18 protein-coding genes are annotated in these 17654 nt (G+C 59.3%); 10 read left to right on the forward strand and 8 right to left on the reverse strand.

All coding sequences use genetic code 11. The features are described 5' to 3' along the window. The 8 genes from phnC to phnG form a co-directional block, all read right to left on the reverse strand. On the reverse strand, nt 1-843 hold the full coding sequence (phnC, locus tag QRN55_RS03830; protein ID WP_111841783.1) for a phosphonate ABC transporter ATP-binding protein: 843 nt from the start codon (nt 841-843) through the stop codon (nt 1-3). 84 nt (nt 844-927) lie between these two features. Further along, nucleotides 928-1542, reverse strand: a complete 615-nt coding sequence (locus QRN55_RS03835; RefSeq protein WP_284774970.1) for a DapH/DapD/GlmU-related protein — start codon at nt 1540-1542, stop codon at nt 928-930. Further along, nucleotides 1539-2285 carry a phosphonate C-P lyase system protein PhnL gene (gene phnL / locus QRN55_RS03840; RefSeq protein WP_277880519.1) on the reverse strand — a complete coding sequence of 249 codons (747 nt, stop codon included), beginning with the start codon at nt 2283-2285 and terminating at the stop codon, nt 1539-1541. The genes QRN55_RS03835 and phnL overlap by 4 nt, the downstream gene beginning before the upstream one ends. Before the next feature lies 1 nt (nt 2286). Then, the gene (phnK, locus tag QRN55_RS03845; RefSeq protein WP_284774976.1) at nt 2287-3060 is read right to left on the reverse strand and encodes a phosphonate C-P lyase system protein PhnK; all 774 of its coding nucleotides are present in this window, start codon (nt 3058-3060) and stop codon (nt 2287-2289) included. Further along, nucleotides 3057-3938, reverse strand: coding sequence for an alpha-D-ribose 1-methylphosphonate 5-phosphate C-P-lyase PhnJ (locus QRN55_RS03850; protein ID WP_284774979.1), 882 nt, complete (start codon nt 3936-3938; stop codon nt 3057-3059). Before QRN55_RS03850 ends, phnK begins: the two co-directional genes overlap by 4 nt. Continuing rightward, on the reverse strand, nt 3935-5026 hold the full coding sequence (locus QRN55_RS03855; RefSeq protein WP_284774981.1) for a carbon-phosphorus lyase complex subunit: 1092 nt from the start codon (nt 5024-5026) through the stop codon (nt 3935-3937). Before QRN55_RS03855 ends, QRN55_RS03850 begins: the two co-directional genes overlap by 4 nt. Nucleotides 5027-5029: 3 nt before the next feature. Beyond that, on the reverse strand, nt 5030-5626 hold the full coding sequence (gene phnH, locus QRN55_RS03860) for a phosphonate C-P lyase system protein PhnH (protein ID WP_284774983.1): 597 nt from the start codon (nt 5624-5626) through the stop codon (nt 5030-5032). Next, nucleotides 5626-6078 (reverse strand): phosphonate C-P lyase system protein PhnG, encoded by a 453-nt coding sequence (gene phnG / locus QRN55_RS03865; RefSeq protein WP_284774985.1) that lies wholly within the window; start codon nt 6076-6078, stop codon nt 5626-5628. Before phnG ends, phnH begins: the two co-directional genes overlap by 1 nt. Nucleotides 6079-6185: 107 nt before the next feature. Between phnG and phnF the strand changes: the two genes are divergently transcribed. The 10 genes from phnF (at nt 6186) to QRN55_RS03915 (ending at nt 17544) form a co-directional block, all read left to right on the forward strand. Continuing rightward, nucleotides 6186-6911, forward strand: coding sequence for a phosphonate metabolism transcriptional regulator PhnF (gene phnF / locus QRN55_RS03870; RefSeq protein ID WP_284774988.1), 726 nt, complete (start codon nt 6186-6188; stop codon nt 6909-6911). Between the two features lie 370 nt (nt 6912-7281). After that, nucleotides 7282-8163, forward strand: coding sequence for an AraC family transcriptional regulator (locus tag QRN55_RS03875; RefSeq protein ID WP_284774992.1), 882 nt, complete (start codon nt 7282-7284; stop codon nt 8161-8163). Between the two features lie 98 nt (nt 8164-8261). Next, nucleotides 8262-9167, forward strand: a complete 906-nt coding sequence (locus tag QRN55_RS03880; RefSeq protein ID WP_284774993.1) for an ABC transporter substrate-binding protein — start codon at nt 8262-8264, stop codon at nt 9165-9167. A gap of 71 nt (nt 9168-9238) precedes the next feature. Then, complete coding sequence (locus QRN55_RS03885; RefSeq protein ID WP_284774995.1) at nt 9239-10741, forward strand: sugar ABC transporter ATP-binding protein; 1503 nt, start codon at nt 9239-9241, stop codon at nt 10739-10741. After that, nucleotides 10731-11708, forward strand: a complete 978-nt coding sequence (locus QRN55_RS03890) for an ABC transporter permease (RefSeq protein WP_284774997.1) — start codon at nt 10731-10733, stop codon at nt 11706-11708. The genes QRN55_RS03885 and QRN55_RS03890 overlap by 11 nt, the downstream gene beginning before the upstream one ends. Before the next feature lie 35 nt (nt 11709-11743). Beyond that, a complete protein-coding gene (locus QRN55_RS03895) occupies nt 11744-12475 on the forward strand; it encodes an SDR family oxidoreductase (protein ID WP_233124275.1) in 732 nt (243 codons plus the stop codon). A 25-nt stretch (nt 12476-12500) separates the two neighbouring features. After that, complete coding sequence (locus QRN55_RS03900) at nt 12501-14132, forward strand: FGGY-family carbohydrate kinase (RefSeq protein WP_284774998.1); 1632 nt, start codon at nt 12501-12503, stop codon at nt 14130-14132. Nucleotides 14133-14194: 62 nt separating this feature from the next. Then, entirely contained in the window at nt 14195-14920 is a 726-nt protein-coding gene (locus QRN55_RS03905; protein WP_284775001.1) for an SDR family oxidoreductase, read from the forward strand. Nucleotides 14921-15036: 116 nt separating this feature from the next. Further along, a complete protein-coding gene (locus QRN55_RS03910) occupies nt 15037-15900 on the forward strand; it encodes an SDR family oxidoreductase (protein WP_233124280.1) in 864 nt (287 codons plus the stop codon). A gap of 135 nt (nt 15901-16035) precedes the next feature. After that, the gene (locus QRN55_RS03915) at nt 16036-17544 is read left to right on the forward strand and encodes a helix-turn-helix transcriptional regulator (RefSeq protein WP_284775003.1); all 1509 of its coding nucleotides are present in this window, start codon (nt 16036-16038) and stop codon (nt 17542-17544) included. Nucleotides 17545-17654: the final 110 nt, after the last annotated feature.

Below are 17654 nucleotides of genomic sequence, written 5' to 3' on the forward strand. Positions count from 1 at the left end.
TCAGGCGGTCGTGAGGACCGGCTGACGGTTGGGCAGTCCCGTGGTCACCACGGGACCAGATTGCTCCGCCGGGGCATCCGGCAGGACCAGTTCTTCCGATGCAGAGCCATAGAGCTCGGCGAGGAATGCGTTGGAGAGCGATGTCGAAGGGCCATCGAAGACGATGGCACCGTTGCGCATCGCAATGGTGCGCTTGCAGTAGCGACGGGCGTATTCGACCTGATGCAGCGAGACGAGAACAGTGATCCTGTCCTGCGCATTGATATCGGCCAGCACATCCATCACCCGGCGCGCAGACGATGGGTCGAGCGCAGAAATGGGCTCGTCCGCGATCAGTATTTCAGCGCCCTGAACCAGCGTGCGGGCAATGGCAGCGCGCTGCTGCTGGCCACCCGATAGCGTGGAGGAGCGCTGCACCGCGACCTGCGGAATGCCGACACGCGCAAGGGCAGCCCGCGCTGCAGCCTTTTCGCCTGCATTGAACAGACCAAGCGTTCCACGCCAGCGGGGCACACGACCGAGAAGCCCGATCAGGACATTGGTCAAAACAGACAGACGACCGACGAGGTTGAACTGCTGGAACAGCACGGAGACCGCCCCGCGCTTTACGTAACCGGTGAGGCGACCGCCTTTTTGCGAGACGGTATCAAGAATTTCGACCCGTCCGTTCTGCCCGTCGCCGGTCTCAAGGCCCGCAATGTGGCGGATCAGCGTGCTCTTGCCGGAGCCTGATGCGCCGATCAGCGCCACCATCTCGCCGCGCTCGAGCGTCATGCTCACATTGTCGAGTGCGCGTGTATTGCCGTATTTTTTCGACAGATTTGACACGGTGATCGCAGTCATTGCTTGCTCCTTGTGCCGGTCATTTCGAAGGACATTGGACGGCTTTCGATGATCGTACGGTGACAGTTGCATGAAGTTTTTATGTCAGCCGCCGTAGCGACCGAGAAAATCTGCGGCAGAGAGTGCGCGGAAGTCGTGAAGTGCTTCAAACAGCGCGTCATGCGACCAATCCCACCAGGCAAGCCTATCCATGCGCTCACCGATGGAGCCTTCAAAACGTTGCCGAATGAGGCGCGCAGGCACACCACCGACAACCGTGTAGGGCGCGACATCACGAGAGACCACGGCACCGGCACCGATGACAGCGCCGTTGCCAACCTGCACACCCGGCAGCAGCGTTGCACCGTGGCCGATCCAGACATCGTGCCCGATCACGACACGGCGGGCGCGACGGGCCGCGAAAAATTCGGCCTCATCTTCAACACCTTCCCAATAGTCACCGGCGCGGTAGGTGAAGTGGTGCATGCTGGCGCGGTCCATGGGGTGGTTGGTGGCGTTGATGCGCACGCTGGCCGCGATATTCGCAAACTTGCCGATGGTCGTGCACCACACCTGCCCGCCGCGCTCGATGTAGGAATAATCGCCCATCTCTGTCTCAGAGATATGGCAGCCCGCAGCGATTTCCGTGTAGCGGCCCAGCACGCAGTCCTTGACCTGCGCAGTTGGATCGATGAGTGGCGCCAAAGACAGTTTGGTCATGCTGCCGCCCTTCGTGCTGAAAAGTCCGAGACATCGAGAATGCGTGTCGCCACCGCATCCCGCACCGGCAGATCGTGGAAAATGCCAAGAATTGCCGTGCCGCCCGCGAGTTTTTCCTGGATCATGGAAACGACCACATCGCGGTTCTCTGCGTCGAGAGATGCTGTCGGCTCGTCCAGCAGAAGGATTGGATGATCGGTAATGAAGCCACGAGCGATGTTGACGCGCTGCTTCTCGCCGCCAGAAAAAGTAGCCGGTGGCAGACCGAACAAGGTCTGCGGCAGATTGAGACGGGAAAGCAGCGCCCTGGCCCGTTCAATCGCCTCTTCCCGCGTAACACCCCGCGCCGTCAGCGGTTCAGCGACGATTTCCAGAGCGGATACACGCGGGACGGCCCGCAGAAACTGGCTGACATAACCAATGCTGGTGCGGCGCAGTTCCAGCACCAGCCGGGGATCGCCGCTACCCAAATCCTGCATCGTGCCGGTGGACCGTTCGCGAACCAGAATGTGGCCCTGGTCGATGGCATAATTTCCGTAGACCATCCGCAAGATAGACGATTTACCGACCCCCGAGGGGCCGCCAAGCACGACACATTCGCCGCGCTGAAGCTCGAAATTCACATTGCGCACGACAGGCAGCAAGATGCCATCGCGCAGGTGCATGGTGAAGGATTTGGCGACGTTGCCAACAGACAGAACGACGTCTTGCACCTGTGTTGCGGTTGCGTGATGAGATGTCATGTCAGCTCTCCGGGATCGATGCGACAAGAAGCTGGGTGTAGGCATGTTGCGGATCGTCCAGAACCCGGTCCGTCAGTCCCTGCTCCACGATGCGACCGCTCTTCATGACGATCATGCGTTGCGACAGCAGCCGGGCGACCGCCAGATCGTGGGTGACGATAACGACCGAAAGTCCGAGGTCGTTGACGAGACCGCGCAGAAGATCCAGCACGCGGGCCTGAACGGAAACATCCAGACCGCCCGTCGGTTCGTCCATGAAAATCAGCCGGGGATGGGTGACCAGATTGCGGGCGATCTGCAGGCGCTGACGCATGCCGCCGGAAAACGCCACCGGCTGGTCGTCGATGCGGTCTGCGGCGATTTCGACGCGTGACAGCCACTCGGTGGCGGTGCGGCGAATATCGCCGTAGTGGCGCTCACCCACTGCCATCAGCCGTTCACCGACATTGGCGCCTGCTGACACCCGCATCCGCAGGCCATCGGCTGGGTTCTGATGGACAAAGCCCCAATCGGTCCGTGCCAGAAAACGACGTTCGGCCTCGGACAGGTCTTGCAGATCGGGAAAGCGCCCGTCACGCATGCGGTACCGGATGCTGCCGGAGGAGCGTTCCAATCTGGCCGAAATGCAGTTCAGCAACGTGGTTTTACCGGAGCCGGATTCGCCGACGATCGCAACGACTTCGCCCGGCCAGACATCGAAGGAAATGTCCGTGCAGCCAATGAAATTGCCGTAACGCCGCTCGAGATCGCGGATGGAAAGGATCGGGTCTGTCATGGATGATCTCCCGAAGCCACCTGGGGCACGCCTGGACCGCGATGGCCGTCCATCTGGCGCGTTTCACAATGGTCAGTATCGGAGCAGACAAACATCCGCCCGCCGCGATCATCCGTCACGACTTCGTCCAGATAGACGCCCTTGGCATTGCAGAGCGCGCAGGACGAGGTGAACCTCTGAACAGCGAAAGGATGATCCTCGAAGTCCAGACTGACGACTTCGGTGAACGGCGGCAGGGCATAAATGCGCTTTTCGCGACCGGCACCGAAGAGTTGCAGCGCGGGAGAGTTGTTCATCTTGGGATTATCGAATTTGGGAATGGGCGATGGGTCCATGACATAGCGACCCTCGACCTTGACCGGATAAGCATAGGTGGTGGCGATATGCCCGTGCTGGGCGATGTCTTCATACAGCTTCACGTGAATGAGGCCATATTCCTCCAGCCCGTGCATCACCCGCGTTTCCGTTTCCCGCGGCTCCAGAAACCGCAGCGGCTCTGGAATAGGGACCTGATAGACAATAGTCTGCCCGGCCTTCAGCGGTGTTTCGGGAATGCGGTGACGGGTTTGGATGACCGTCGCTTCCGTCGTCTTCGTCGTGGTGGCAACACCCGCCGTCTTTGCGAAGAAGGCGCGAATGGACACGGCATTGGTGGTGTCGTCGGCGCCCTGATCGATAACCTTCAGCACATCGTCTGGCCCCAGAATGGCGGCAGTGACCTGCACACCCCCGGTGCCCCAGCCATAGGGCATCGGCATTTCACGCGAGGCGAAAGGCACCTGATAACCGGGAATGCAGATCGCCTTGAGAATGGCACGGCGGATCATGCGCTTGGTCTGTTCGTCCAGATAGGCAAAATTGTAAGCTGGCAGGTTCATTCCGCAGCCTCCTTGTTTTGCATGGCGTCTTCGTTTTCACGGCGAAGCATGCGCAGCAGACCGAGTTCGGCCTGGAAGTCCACATAATGCGGTAGTTTCAGGTGCTCGACGAAGCCGGTCGCCTCGACGTTGTCGCAGTGTGCGAGCACGAATTCCTCGTCCTGCGCGGGCGCATTGCGCTGCTCTTGAAATTCATCGGCGCGCAGTGCACGGTCGACAAGGCTCATCGCCATCGCCTTTCGTTCGGACTGCCCGAACACCAGTCCGTAGCCGCGCGTAAACCGTGGACCGTCCTCGCCCTGGCCCTTAAACTGCGACACCATCTGGCATTCGGTGACCCTGATGGAGCCGACCGAGACGGCAAAACCAAGTTCCGGGATATCGATTTCCAGCTCCACCATGCCGATGCGGACTTCGCCAACGAAGGGGTGGGTTCGGCCATAACCACGCTGGGTGGAATAGGCCAGCGACAGCAGAAATCCCTCATCGCCGCGCGCCAGCGCCTGCAATCTGCGATCCCGCTCGACAGGAAACGCCGTCGGGTCTCGCGTCAGATCACCGGGTTCCTTGTCCGAGGGGCAGTCAGGCTCGATCAGGCCCTCGTCATCGAGAATATCGGTCACTCTCGGGAAGACACTGTTGCCATCAATCGGGCGTCGGGCGGGTGGCTCCACAGGCGCATCACCGGCCATGTCGGGGTCGATCAGCCTGTGGGTATAATCGAATGTCGGACCCAGCAACTGGCCGCCGGGAATATCCTTATAGGTGGCCGAAACACGCCGCTCCACCTGCATCACGTCGGTGGCAACCGGTCTCGAATATCCAAAACGCGGCAATGTCGTTCTGTAGGCGCGCAGCAGGAATATCGCTTCGATGAGGTCGCCGCGAGACTGGCGCACGCACATCGCCGCCAGTTGCGGATCGTAAAGCGACCCTTCCGCCATGACCCTGTCGACAGCGAGCGACAATTGACCGGCAATCTGGTCCAATGTCAGCGCAGGAACATCGCGATCTCCACGCCGCCGGTCTGCCAACAGCTTGTGTGCCTTGTCGATAGCCGCTTCGCCACCTTTTACCGCAACATACATGGGTTACATCTCCCTGATACGGGTCGTGCGTGGCAAGGCAATCGCCTCGCTGGCACAGACGAGAATGACATCGAAGCCGAGCGGATAGGTCGCGGTATTGGCCTGCATTGCAGCGGCAAATCCGTCCGGCAGACCTGTGGGGCACACAGTGCAGGTTGTCTCGATACCCGGTCCGGTCAGCTCAAGCGGGGCCCCACCGGTGAGCGATGCAACCGTCAAGATGAGCGTGGCAGAACGATCGGGATATTCCGATGTGCCACGTGCGAAGGCTTGCCATTGCGCAGTCTCGGTCGTTTCGGAAAGCACGAGGAAAGTGGCCGTCTCCGGCTTTTCGCAGATCGGCGCGCCGCTGTGAAAGGTCAGCCATGTCGCAGCCGGGCGCATGTCTTCAGCAGCTTCGAAACACACCGGCGTGTCGTAATCGCACAGCGTCAGAAGGATGGACGAGGCGGCGGCGCAAAGGGGAGCTGGGCCGCTTGCCCGCTCACCCAGATTCGCCACGGTGCCGGGCGTCGAGAAAGCGTGCATGATCGCATGGAAAACATCCTGCGATGCAAAGACCGGATCGGCAAAGCCACCGTCGAAATTGACTGCGCTCATCAATCTTCTCCTCTCGCAACGGTAAAGAAGTCGACCTTCGTTGCTTCCGTTTCCTCGGCGAGGCGGCGTCTTTCAGCCTCCTTCAAAACGAGTGCGGGACCGACGATGTCGGCATCGATGCGGGCAGCCCAGTCCGGTTGCTGGCGCAGGGCATCAAGATGCGCGACGATGCTGGCTTTTTGCTTGTCGCGCCCCAGAACGACGGAGTGCCCGACCTCCCCTGTGTCCAGTTTCACCGTTGCGCGGGTAACGCTGGCTTCGCCGAGATTGAAGGCGCCACCGCCGCCACCCACCCTTCCCCGGACCATGACGGTGCCGATCTCCGGGCCGCGAACGGGTGTGGCGGGGGCCGCGCTCTGACTGATCGTGGAGTAATGCTGCGTCAGAAACTCTGCTGGAGCGCCACTCAGAATGTCCAGCGCCTGCTTCCTGTCGAATGTGTAAGTCGTCATATCGTCTTCGCTTCGTTATTTGTCTACTTGTATAGACAACCGTTCTTATCTGACTTATACACCGGAATAAGTGACGCTAGAATGACAATGGGACGACAGGGCAAAAAATGAATGCACATGAGGACGGGATTTCCCTGTGGCGGCGAGTGGCAGATGGTATCCGAAGCGCCATCGCAGAGGGCGCGATCACTGATCGCTTGCCCCCAGAAACCGAGTTGGCAGTGGAATTCGGAGTCAACAGACACACGGTAAGACGCGCGATCTCAGTGCTCTCCGCTGATGGGTTACTGCGCGCGGAGCGTGGTCGCGGCACTTTCGTCAATGCGGTTCAGACACGGATTGTGTACCCCATCGGCGCGCGTGCACGGTTTTCCGAAAACATCGCCCGCCAGTCTCTCGAACCATCCGGGCGTCTCATTCACGCGGAAATCGTGGCCGCCGACACGTCGCAAGCAAAGCTTTTGTCCTGCGCAACGGGCTCGCCCCTGCACAGGCTGGAACATCTGGCAGTGGCTGATGGCGTCCCCGTCTCACGCTCCGTCTCGCTGTTTTCCGCCACCCGCTTTCCCGGCATCATCACGGCCTATGCCGACACCGGGTCCATCACTAGGGCATTGCAACGCGAGGGTCTGGAAGATTATCGCCGTAAAGAAACGCGGCTGACGGCGGAACGGGTGTCCTCTCGCGATACGGAACTGCTGAATTGCGCACCCGACAGCATCGTTCTGGTCAGCAAGGCAATCGACACTGATGTCGAGCTCAATCCGATCCAGAGCATCGTGACCCGTTTTCTTGCAGATCGCATGGAGCTGGTGTTTTCCAATACTCCTTGACGATGACAATCAACACAATGTGACCGATACCAAAACCGCATCGAAGCGCCGGAAAAGTATAATACTGAACGCCAGATATGGCTCAGCACGTTTGTGTCAGTTACAGCCGATCTCAATGCAATGCAGCAGAATTTGCATTGTTTTGCTGCATTGCAGGATAAATCTCGTGCCTCCAACGCCCGCTTGCTGATGAAACAAAGTGGCACTGACACCTTTCCATCAGTGGTATGGTCAAAAAAGTATCAGCAATTTCTCCGCCGTGATGTGGAATGCAACTGCTGAAGTCCCGATGCTTCCTCCGACGCGCAGGCAGTTGGGAGGAGCCAATTGCGAGCCATCAAATGGCTGTCGCGTCAGGGAGAGGATATTCATGCAACCCGATCTGGAACTGGTCCATATCCGCAAGGGCGAATCGTTCGCAGCGTGGACGCATGGCTACCCTTTCCGTACGGTCCGCTGGCATTATCATCCCGAATATGAAATTCATCTCGTCGTCGCGACCTCTGGCACATTTTACCTCGGCGACTTTGTCGGTACGTTCAGCCCCGGTCAGTTGATCATGACGGGACCGAACCTCCCGCAGAACTGGATCAGCGATATCGAGGTCGGTGAGATCGTTCCGGCCCGCTCGCTCGTCATCCAGTTTCCCGAAGCCTTCATCGAGGATGCCAGCGCGTCCATGCCGGAAATGGATGCCGTGCGTCCCCTGCTGGACCGCAGCCGTCGCGGGCTGCTCTTCGATGACGCGACGAGTATGGCGGTGCGACCGCTCATCGAAAAACTACTCGAAGCGCAGGGTCTTAAGAGACTGGCACTGTTCTGGGACATTCTCGCCCTTCTCGTGGATGCCGATTACGAGGTGCTGGCCAGCCTCAGCTTCCAACTCGACCTGAGTGGCACCGAGGATAGCGGCATCAATCGCGCCCTGTCTCATCTGCGTGAGAACCTGACCGATCAGGTCGAAGAGAGCGAACTGGCTGCGATGGTGGGTCAGAGCCCGAGCGCGTTCTCACGTGCATTCAAACGACACACGGGCACGACGCTTGTTCGTTACCGCAACCAGCTGCGCATCGACCTTGCCTGCAAGATGCTGCTGGCCGATCTGGAGGTCAATGTCGCAGAAGTTTGCTACGACGTCGGCTTTTCGAACCTGTCCAATTTCAACCGGCATTTCCTTAAGCTTAAGGGAATGTCTCCATCCCAGTTCCGCTCGAAATTCACGGCGCAGAAGGCGTTCATGATGGCGGACTGATCGAGCCTACCAGACGAAATCAACCCCATTCGGGCGGCGAGATGCTGTCCGGAAACGAGCAGGTATTGCCTGCATTCATCCATAAGGGAGGAACCTAGATGAAAAAGATGCTTCTTTCGGCCACCGCCGCACTCGCTCTGTTCGTCACGCCAGCACTTGCGCAGGAAAAGCTCAAGATCGGCATGACGTTTCAGGAACTGAACAATCCCTACTTCGTGTCCATGCAGGAAGCTTTGAAAGAAGCCGCAGCCTCCATCGGTGCAGAAGTGATCGTGACCGATGCTGCGCATGACGTCGCAAAGCAGGTTTCCGACGTCGAGGACATGTTGCAGCAGAAGATCGATATTCTGCTTCTGAACCCGACCGACTCCGCCGGTATCGAAGCTGCCGTACATGCAGCGAAAGCGGCTGGCGTCATCGTCGTTGCCATCGACGCCAATGCCAATGGCCCGGTCGATACGTTCGTCGGCTCCAAGAACCGGGATGCCGGTTACCAGTCCTGCAAACACCTGGGCGATGCGCTGGGCGGCAAGGGTGAAGTCGCCATTCTCGACGGCATTCCTGTCGTTCCGATCCTGCAACGTGTCGAAGGTTGCAAGGCTGCCCTCGGTGAATTCTCCGAGATCAAACTCGTCGACACGCAGAATGGTCGTCAGGACCGCTCCGTGGCGCTGGGTGTCGTTGAAAACATGATCCAGTCGCACCCCAACCTAGCGGGCATCTTCTCTGTCAATGACGGCGGTGCGATGGGAGCACTCGCTGCCATTCAGGGTTCGGGCCGCGACATCAAGCTGACGTCCGTCGATGGTGCACCGGAAGCGGTGAAGGCGATTGCCGACGGCACCAACTTCATCGAAACGACAGCGCAGTTCCCGCGCGATCAGGTTCGCGTCGGTCTTGCGATGGCCCTTGCCCAGAAGTGGGGCGCCGTTGTCGTGCCGAAGGAAGTTCCGATCGACGTGCGTGTCGTCGACAGCAAGAACGCCGCTGACTTTAGCTGGTAATCCACACCTCCCAAGCCCGCGCCCACAGCAATGTGGGTGTGGGACCTTTCCAACCTTAAAAGGAGGGCAAGATGCTTGAGCTGAAAAAGATCAGAAAGAGCTTTGGCCAGATCGAAGTCCTGCAAGGCGTCGATCTGCAAGCGCGCCCGGGAGAGGTTCACGCGCTCCTGGGGGAAAATGGTGCAGGCAAGTCGACCCTGATGAAAATCCTGTGCGGCATCATCAAGCCGACGGATGGGGAAATCCTGATCGATGGAAAAGAACATCGCTTTGCCAATTACGATGAGGCCATCGCCGCCGGTATCGGCATCGTTTTCCAAGAATTCAGCCTGATACCCTACCTCGATGCCGTCGAGAACATGTTTCTGGCCAGAGAGATACGCGGATCTTTCGGGCTACTGAACAGGAAGACCATGCGCCTTCGTGCCGCAGAGATCATGCGCCAGCTGGCCATCGACGTGCCGCTTGATGTCCCGGTTCACCGGCTGTCGGTTGCCGAACAGCAGTTTGTGGAAATTGCCAAGGCCCTGTCGCTGAATGCCCGTATTCTGGTTCTGGATGAACCGACCGCGACGTTGACCCCGTCAGAGACGGAGCATCTGTTCAACGTCATGCGGCAGTTGCGCAAGCAAGGTGTGGCGATCATCTTCATTTCGCACCATCTGGAAGAAATCTTCGAGATTTGCGACCGCATCACCGTTCTGCGGGACGGTGAGTTCATCGCATCCTGCCTTGTCTCCGAAGTCGATAATGATCGGCTCGTCGAGATGATGGTCGGACGCCGGATCGAAAACAATTTTCCACCCAAGAAAACCCCTGATAGCGCCGCACCGCTCGTCATCGAGGTGGATGAACTGCAACTCAAGAAGAGCGGACCGATCTCACGCTTCTCCCTTAGAAAAGGCGAGATACTGGGCTTTGCCGGACTGGTCGGGTCTGGCCGCACGGAGACCGTTCTGGCCATGCTGGGCGCGCATCCAGCCGCCCGACGCAAGGTGAGAATGGACGGCGTCGAGAAACGTTTTTCCGGGCCGGATGACGGACTGATCAATGGCGTTGGTTTGCTGCCGGAAAGCCGCAAGGACGAAGGTCTGATCACCAGTTTCTCGATTTTGCAGAACGTGTCTCTCAACAATTACCGCAAATATCGCAAGAACCACTGGTTCATCGATCTCAAGAAAGAGCTTGCCCACACGCAGAAAGCGATGGATCAGGTGCGCGTGAAAGCGCCGGGACCGCATGCCCGTGTCGACACGCTGTCGGGCGGCAACCAACAGAAAGTGGTGATTGCCCGTTGGCTGAACCACGATATGCGCGTGCTGATATTCGATGAGCCCACCCGTGGCATCGACGTCGGTGCCAAGGCGGAAATCTACGCCTTGATGCGCCAGTTCACCGAGCAGGGCTACTCGATCATCATGATTTCATCCGAACTGCCCGAGGTCATCGGCATGTCCGACCGGGTCTGCGTCTTCCGCTCCGGCGGTATCGTTGCGACCGTCGAAGGCGACCTTGTGAATTCCGAAACAATAATGACCCACGCGACCACCGGGAGAGTTGAACATGTTGCCTGATGCAAACACGGACACAGCAACGAGATCCAACGGCCTGAACCTTGGCCGGTTGCTGCAAACACCGCTGGCATTGCCGCTGGTGGGCCTCATCGTCGTGTCCATCATCATGGGCCTTGCGAGCGACAATTTCTTCACCTTGAACAACATCATGAATGTGCTGCGTCAGGTGTCCATCGTCGGCATTCTGGCCGTCGGCATGACCTTCGTGATCCTGACGGGCGGTATCGATCTTTCGGTTGGCGCGGTCATGGCACTGGTCGGCACGTTGTGCGCGGGCATGATGGTGAAGATGGGCATTCCCGCAGTGGCCGCACTTGGGATAGGCCTCTTCATCGGCATAGGCATCGGGCTGTTGAACGGCGCCCTGGTGGCCTGGGGCAAGATGCCCGCCATCATCGTCACGCTGGCAACCATGGGCATGGCGCGCGGTCTCGGGCTTATCTATTCGGGCGGCTACCCGATCAGCGGCATTCCGAGCTGGATTTCCTGGTTCGGCGTTGGTCGCTTAGGCTTCGTGCCGGTCCCCGTCATTATCACGATCGTCACCTACGCGCTTGCCTGGGTTCTTCTTCAGCGCACAGCCTTCGGGCGCCACGTCTATGCCCTCGGCGGAAACGAGACGGCGGCACGCCTTTCCGGTGTCAAGACGCAGCGGGTGAAGCTTGCCGTCTACGGCATCGCCGGTTTCACCTCGGCCTTGGCGGCTGTGATCCTGATTGGCCGGTTGATGAGTGGCCAGCCCAATGCCGGTGTCGGCTTCGAACTGGATGCCATCGCCGCCGTGGTCCTCGGCGGCACCGCCATCGCCGGTGGCAGAGGCCTCATTCTGGGCACGCTGATCGGAGCGATCCTGCTTGGCATCCTCAACAACGGCCTCAACCTCATGGGCATCAATCCGTATCTGCAGGATGTGATCAAAGGCGCGATCATTCTGCTGGCCATCTATATCGGGCGTGAATGGCGCTGAGCCGGCCCGACCTCTTTTCGAAACAGGAGAATATCATGTCTTTATCACTGCAAGGCAAAATCGCTGTCATCACCGGAGCGGCCTCAGGAATTGGTCTCGCCACGACAGAAGCATTGCTGGAACAGGGTGCCACCGTCGTCATGGTGGACTGGAACGAGAAGGCTCTGAACGAGCTTGCCGGAAAGCTGGGCGACAAGGCGATACCGCAGGTCACCAACCTTTTGGATGCAGACAGCTGCAACGCAATGGTGCCGGAAATCCTGCAAAAGGTCGATCATATCGACATTCTCTACTGCAACGCCGGTACCTATATCGGAGGCGACCTGACGGAAACGACGCCCGAGGCCATCGACAAGATGCTGAACCTCAACGTCAACGCCGTGATGAAGAACGTCCACTCCGTCGTGCCGCATATGAGCGAACGCAAAACCGGCGACATCATCGTTACCTGCTCCATTGCTGGCCATTACCCGACCTACTGGGAGCCAGTCTATGCCGCTTCGAAATGGGCCGTGACGTGCTTCGTGCAGACCATGCGCCGCCAGATGATCCCGCACGGCGTGCGCGTCGGTCAGGTTTCTCCTGGCCCGGTCGTCTCCGCACTTCTGGCCGATTGGCCCGAGGAAAACCTGCGCAAGGCCAAGGAAGCGGGCGCATTGATCGACCCGAGCGAAGTGGCTGACGCCATCGTCTATATGCTGACCCGCAAGCGCACGGTCACGATCCGCGACATGCTGGTCTTGCCGACCAGCTTCGACCGCGTTTAAATCAGCCAAACAGGAGATCATCGCAATGGCCAAATATCTGATCGGCGTCGACGTAGGAACCGGCTCTGCGCGGGCGGGTGTCTTCGACACGTCGGGCGGGCTTTTGGCCACTGCGAAACGCGCGATAACCCTTCACCGCGAAGACGGCGGCATCGTCGAGCAGTCGAGCGAGCAGGTCTGGCAGGCAGTATGCGAGGCGGTGAAGGAAAGCGTTGAAAAGGCGAAGATCGATCCCGCTGAGGTCGCTGGCATCGGCTTTGACGCGACATGCTCCCTCGTCGTTCGCGGTTCTGGCGATGAAACGCTGGCGGTGAGCGACGCTGCCCACCCCGAACGGGACATCATCGTGTGGATGGACCACCGCGCCGTCGAACAGGCCGAGCGCATCAATACCGGAAACCACGACGTCCTGAAATATGTCGGTGGCCGTATCTCACCGGAAATGCAGACCCCGAAATTACTTTGGCTGAAGGAAAATAGGCCCGAAACCTATGCGAAGGCCGAGCATTTCTTCGATCTGGCGGATTTCCTGACATGGAAAGCAAGCGGCGCACTGGACCGCTCAAGCTGCACGGTGACGTGCAAATGGACTTATCTTGCCCATGAAGCACGATGGGACGCCGACTATTTCCGCCAGATCGGCCTTGGCGACCTCGCCGACCAGGGCTTTGCTCGTATCGGCCAGAGTGTGGTGGAGCCCGGAACCTCGCTTGGTAACGGTCTGACCGCTGCGGCGGCACAGGCCATGGGGCTGCCAGCGGGAATTGCCGTTGCCGCAGGCCTCATCGATGCCCATGCAGGCGGTGTCGGCACCGTTGCCGCCGGGGGCGATGCGCGCAACTGCCTCGGTTACGTCTTCGGCACCTCGTCCTGCACCATGACCACGACGAAAAAGCCCGTCTTCGTGCCGGGTGTCTGGGGGCCATATTATTCGGCGATGGTTCCGGGCGCATGGCTGAACGAAGGCGGCCAATCGGCAGCCGGTGCGGCCATAGACCAGCTGGTGCAACTGCATCCATCCACTGCACAGGTTAGCCAGCTTGCAGACAGCAGCGGCAAATCCCTGCCGCAATGGCTGGCCAACAGGGCACTGGAACTTGCCGGAACACCGGCACAGGCCGTTCGCCTCGCAGACCAGCTTCACGTCGTGCCGGAATTTCTCGGAAATCGCGCGCCATTTGCCGATCCGCACGCCCGGGCAGTCGTCATGGGACAGGGCATGGAGAGCGGAGCGGACTCGCTCGTCGCCCTCTATGTCGCAGGGATTTGCAGTCTTGGCTACGGCCTGCGGCAGATCATCGAAACGCAGGCCAAGCACGGAGCGCCAATTTCAACGATCAGCGTCAGTGGTGGCGCCGGAGCGCATCCGCTGACGCGTCAGTTGCTGGCAGATACGACGGGCTATCCCGTCGAAGTCACGGAATGCGAAGAACCGGTTCTGCTCGGCTCTGCCATTCTGGGCGCCGTTGCGGCGAAACTGCACGATAACCTGCAAGGCGCCATGGCGACCATGTCGCGCGTGGAGATGCGCTGCGACCCTGATGGGGCGGTGAGCGCGCTGCACGACACAAGATACGCCGCCTTTATCGCCTTGCAGAACACGGCCCGTGACATCCGCAAATCGATGGACGACGTCTTGCACCAGCCCCGTCACTAGTCGTCGTCTGTCACCTACCATCATTCCATTTCTGGCCGGTGTGCCAAAGTTTCGAGGTCATCATGCAGTTCTCAGGAAAATCCGTCATCATTACCGGTGCGGGCAAAGGCATCGGGCGCGCCTGCGCGCTTCTGATGGCGAAACGCGGCGCTGAGGTTATCGCGCTCAGCCGCACCCAGTCCGATCTCGATGCATTGAAAGCCGAAATCGGTGGACGTTCGATCCGGGTGGACCTCTCGGATTCCGCCAATGCGCGCGCCGCGATGCGCGAGGCAGGCACCTGTGATTTTCTGATCAACAGCGCTGGCACGAACGTGCTTGAAAGCGTGCTGGATATGACGGAAGACGGCTATGAAACCGTTATGGGCATTAACCTCCGCGCAGCCCTGATTACCTCCCTGGAATTTGCCCGCGCCCGTATTGCCGCAGGTGGTGGTGGCGCCATCGTCAACATCACATCCATCGCCGGTCATCGCGGATTTCAGGATCATCTCTGCTATGCGGCATCCAAGGCCGGTCTTGAGGGAGCGACCCGTGTTTTGGCCAAGGAGCTAGGCCCTCACGGCATTCGCGTCAACGCCGTCGCGCCTACGATCACGCTCACAGAACTTGCCGCCGAAGCGTGGAGTGACGCTGAAAAAAGCGCGCCGATGATGGTTCGCCATCCCCTCAATCGCTTTGCCGAAGCCGAGGACGTCGCCCAGAGCATTGCGCTTCTTCTGTCCGACGACAGCCGGATGATTTCAGGCGCGGTGCTGCCGGTCGATGGCGGATTTCTGGCTGTCTGAGGCGCACGACATGGTGCCCCACTGGCACTTTACCTTCGATGCCGAGGGGAACTGATCGGACGATCGCTTGTTAGCGGGGGGAGCCATTCCCCGCCCTCAACACGATTGGAACCACCATGTCCGACACACAGCACCCTATGCCACCCTTCGCCGAACAGCAGCAGGAGCCACCGGGTAAGACCGCGCAGATGCGCCCGGTACCGGACCACGGGGAGACATCCTATCGCGGAAACGGCAGGCTGGAAGGCAAGGTTGCGCTGATCACCGGTGCCGACTCCGGCATCGGCAAGGCAGTTGCCATCGCCTTTGCGCGCGAAGGCGCCAACATTCTCATCTCCTATCTCAATGAAGACGAGGATGCGCAGGACACGGCTAAGTGGGTCGAGGAAGCCGGTCGCAAGGCAATTCTCGTTCCCGGCGACATCAAGTCTGAGGCGCATTGCAAATCGCTCGTGTCCCAAACCGTTGAGAAGCTGGGTGCCATCGATATTCTGGTGAACAACGCTGCGTTCCAGCGAACCTATGCGGCGATCGAGGACATCAGCGCAGAGGAGTGGGACGAGACGTTCCGCACCAATATCTACGCACCGTTTTTCCTGTCCAAGGCTGCCGTGCCGTTGATGAAGCCCGGCAGCGCGATTATCAACACGACATCGATCCAGTCGAGACAGCCTTCGCCCGCCTTGCTGGCATATGCGTCCACCAAGGGTGCCATCTCCAACTTCACGGCGGGTCTGGCAGAAATGGTTGCCGACAAGGGCATTCGCGTGAATGCGGTGGCGCCCGGCCCCATCTGGACACCGCTGATTCCCTCTACCATGCCCGCAGAAAAGGCAGCGAAATTCGGCGAGGGCACATTGATTGGGCGTGCCGGACAACCGGCAGAGCTGGCAGGAGCCTATGTCCTGCTCGCCTCCGATCTGGGCAGCTACATGACCGGCGCCGTTGTTCCGGTGACGGGCGGCGAGATCATGATCTGACGCAATAGCGTAACCACCGGGGGCACGTTCTATAGGCGCCGTGCCTCCTCTTTTCAGGTGTTGGCCCACATCAGGACCTCTTTCAAAGCATAAGGAAGCATGCGACGTTCGTGTCATCGAATGAGAGAGAATGACATGACAGATGCGCCTCAGCCTCCGAAAATCAATCGCGGTAGTCTTCAAGAACTGATCGGCGGCTTGAGCGACGGCATCATTTTGGTGGCGCAGAACGGCAGCATTGCCTGGGCCAACCAGTCGGCCCTCGACATGCATCGTATATCCAGCGTCGATGATCTGGGTGGCGATGCAAAGGGATATCGGCGCGGTTTCACCCTCCGCTATCGCAACAACCATCCCCTCGAAGAAGGCCAATATCCGATAGAGCGTCTGCTTGCGGGCGAGACGATTGACGATGTCACCGTTGAGATATCGCCTGCCGATGATCTCGATCTCGTCTGGGTGCACACGGTACGCAGCATGATTATTTCGGATGCGAGCGACAAGGCGGATGTCCTGGCGCTTATTTTGCGGGACGAGACGCCCCGTTTCGAGGCTGAAGAACGCTTCGAGCGCTCCTTCAATGCCAACCCGGCGCCGGGCCTGATTTGCCGGATAGACGACCAGCGCTTCATCCGCGTCAATCAGGGCTTTCTGGAAATGACCGGCTTCATGAAAGAGGACATCATAGGAAAGAGCGTCGAGGCCGTGGGGCTGTTTTCCAACTGCGACACCGGTGAGGATGCCTTGCTGAAGCTTGGGGATGGCCGGGTTATCAGGCACCGCGAAGCTCTGGTTCCGCTGCCCGATGGTGGAGACCGGCTGGTGATCGTGGCGGGCGAACCGATTTCGGTCGTGGAAGAGCCCTGCATGCTGTTCACATTTGCCGATCTCGATGCACGCCGGAAAGCGCAAAATGCGCTGCGCCAGAGTGAGGAACGCTTCTCCAAATCCTTCCGGCTGTCGCCTGCGCCCGCTGCCGTTTCCCGCCTTGATGACTTCGTCTTCACGGAAGCCAACGACGCGTTTTTGCAGATTTCCGGATATGCATCGACGGAAGTCATCGGCAGGACCGCGAGCGACCTCCGTTTGTGGGACGATATCCCGGCACGCCGTGCCCTGGAGCAAAAGCTGCGTGACAATACGTTCATCCGCAACGAGTCCATGCGGATGAAGCAGAAGGATGGGGGAATGGCCGACTGCCTCGTTTCCGCAGAGCGTGTGGAAATCAACGACGAGCTATGCGTCATCTGGGCGCTGCAGGATGTGACGGAGCGCAAGCGCAGCGAGGCACAGCTGGTGGAGGCCATCGAAAGCGTCATGGCCGACACCTCCTGGTTCAGCCGCTCCATCGTTGACCGGTTGGCCACACTGAAACAGACATCGACTGCGGCACCCACCGCGCAACTGATGGAATTAAGCGACCGGGAACGGGAAATCCTCGGGCTCATCTGCAACGGCCAAAGCGATGCCGATATGGGCGAGACATTGCACCTGTCCAAAAACACCATCCGAAACCATATCGCTTCTCTCTATGGCAAAATCGGTGTCAATCGCCGAGCAGCGGCGGTGATCTGGGCGCGAGAGCGTGGTTTCACGGGCGTCAACGATGCCAAGTCCAAAAGCCGCACAAAAACGAAGAAATAATCATAAAAGCGCGAAAAAGGTTATTTCCTACTAGGCTGACTAGTATTTCCCAATCTGCAAATGCTTCTCGAAACGGCGTATTTCCTATGACATGACACTGGCATCCGCTG

Source organism: Agrobacterium sp. lyk4-40-TYG-31, assembly GCF_030209855.1.
GTDB lineage: Bacteria > Pseudomonadota > Alphaproteobacteria > Rhizobiales > Rhizobiaceae > Agrobacterium > Agrobacterium vaccinii.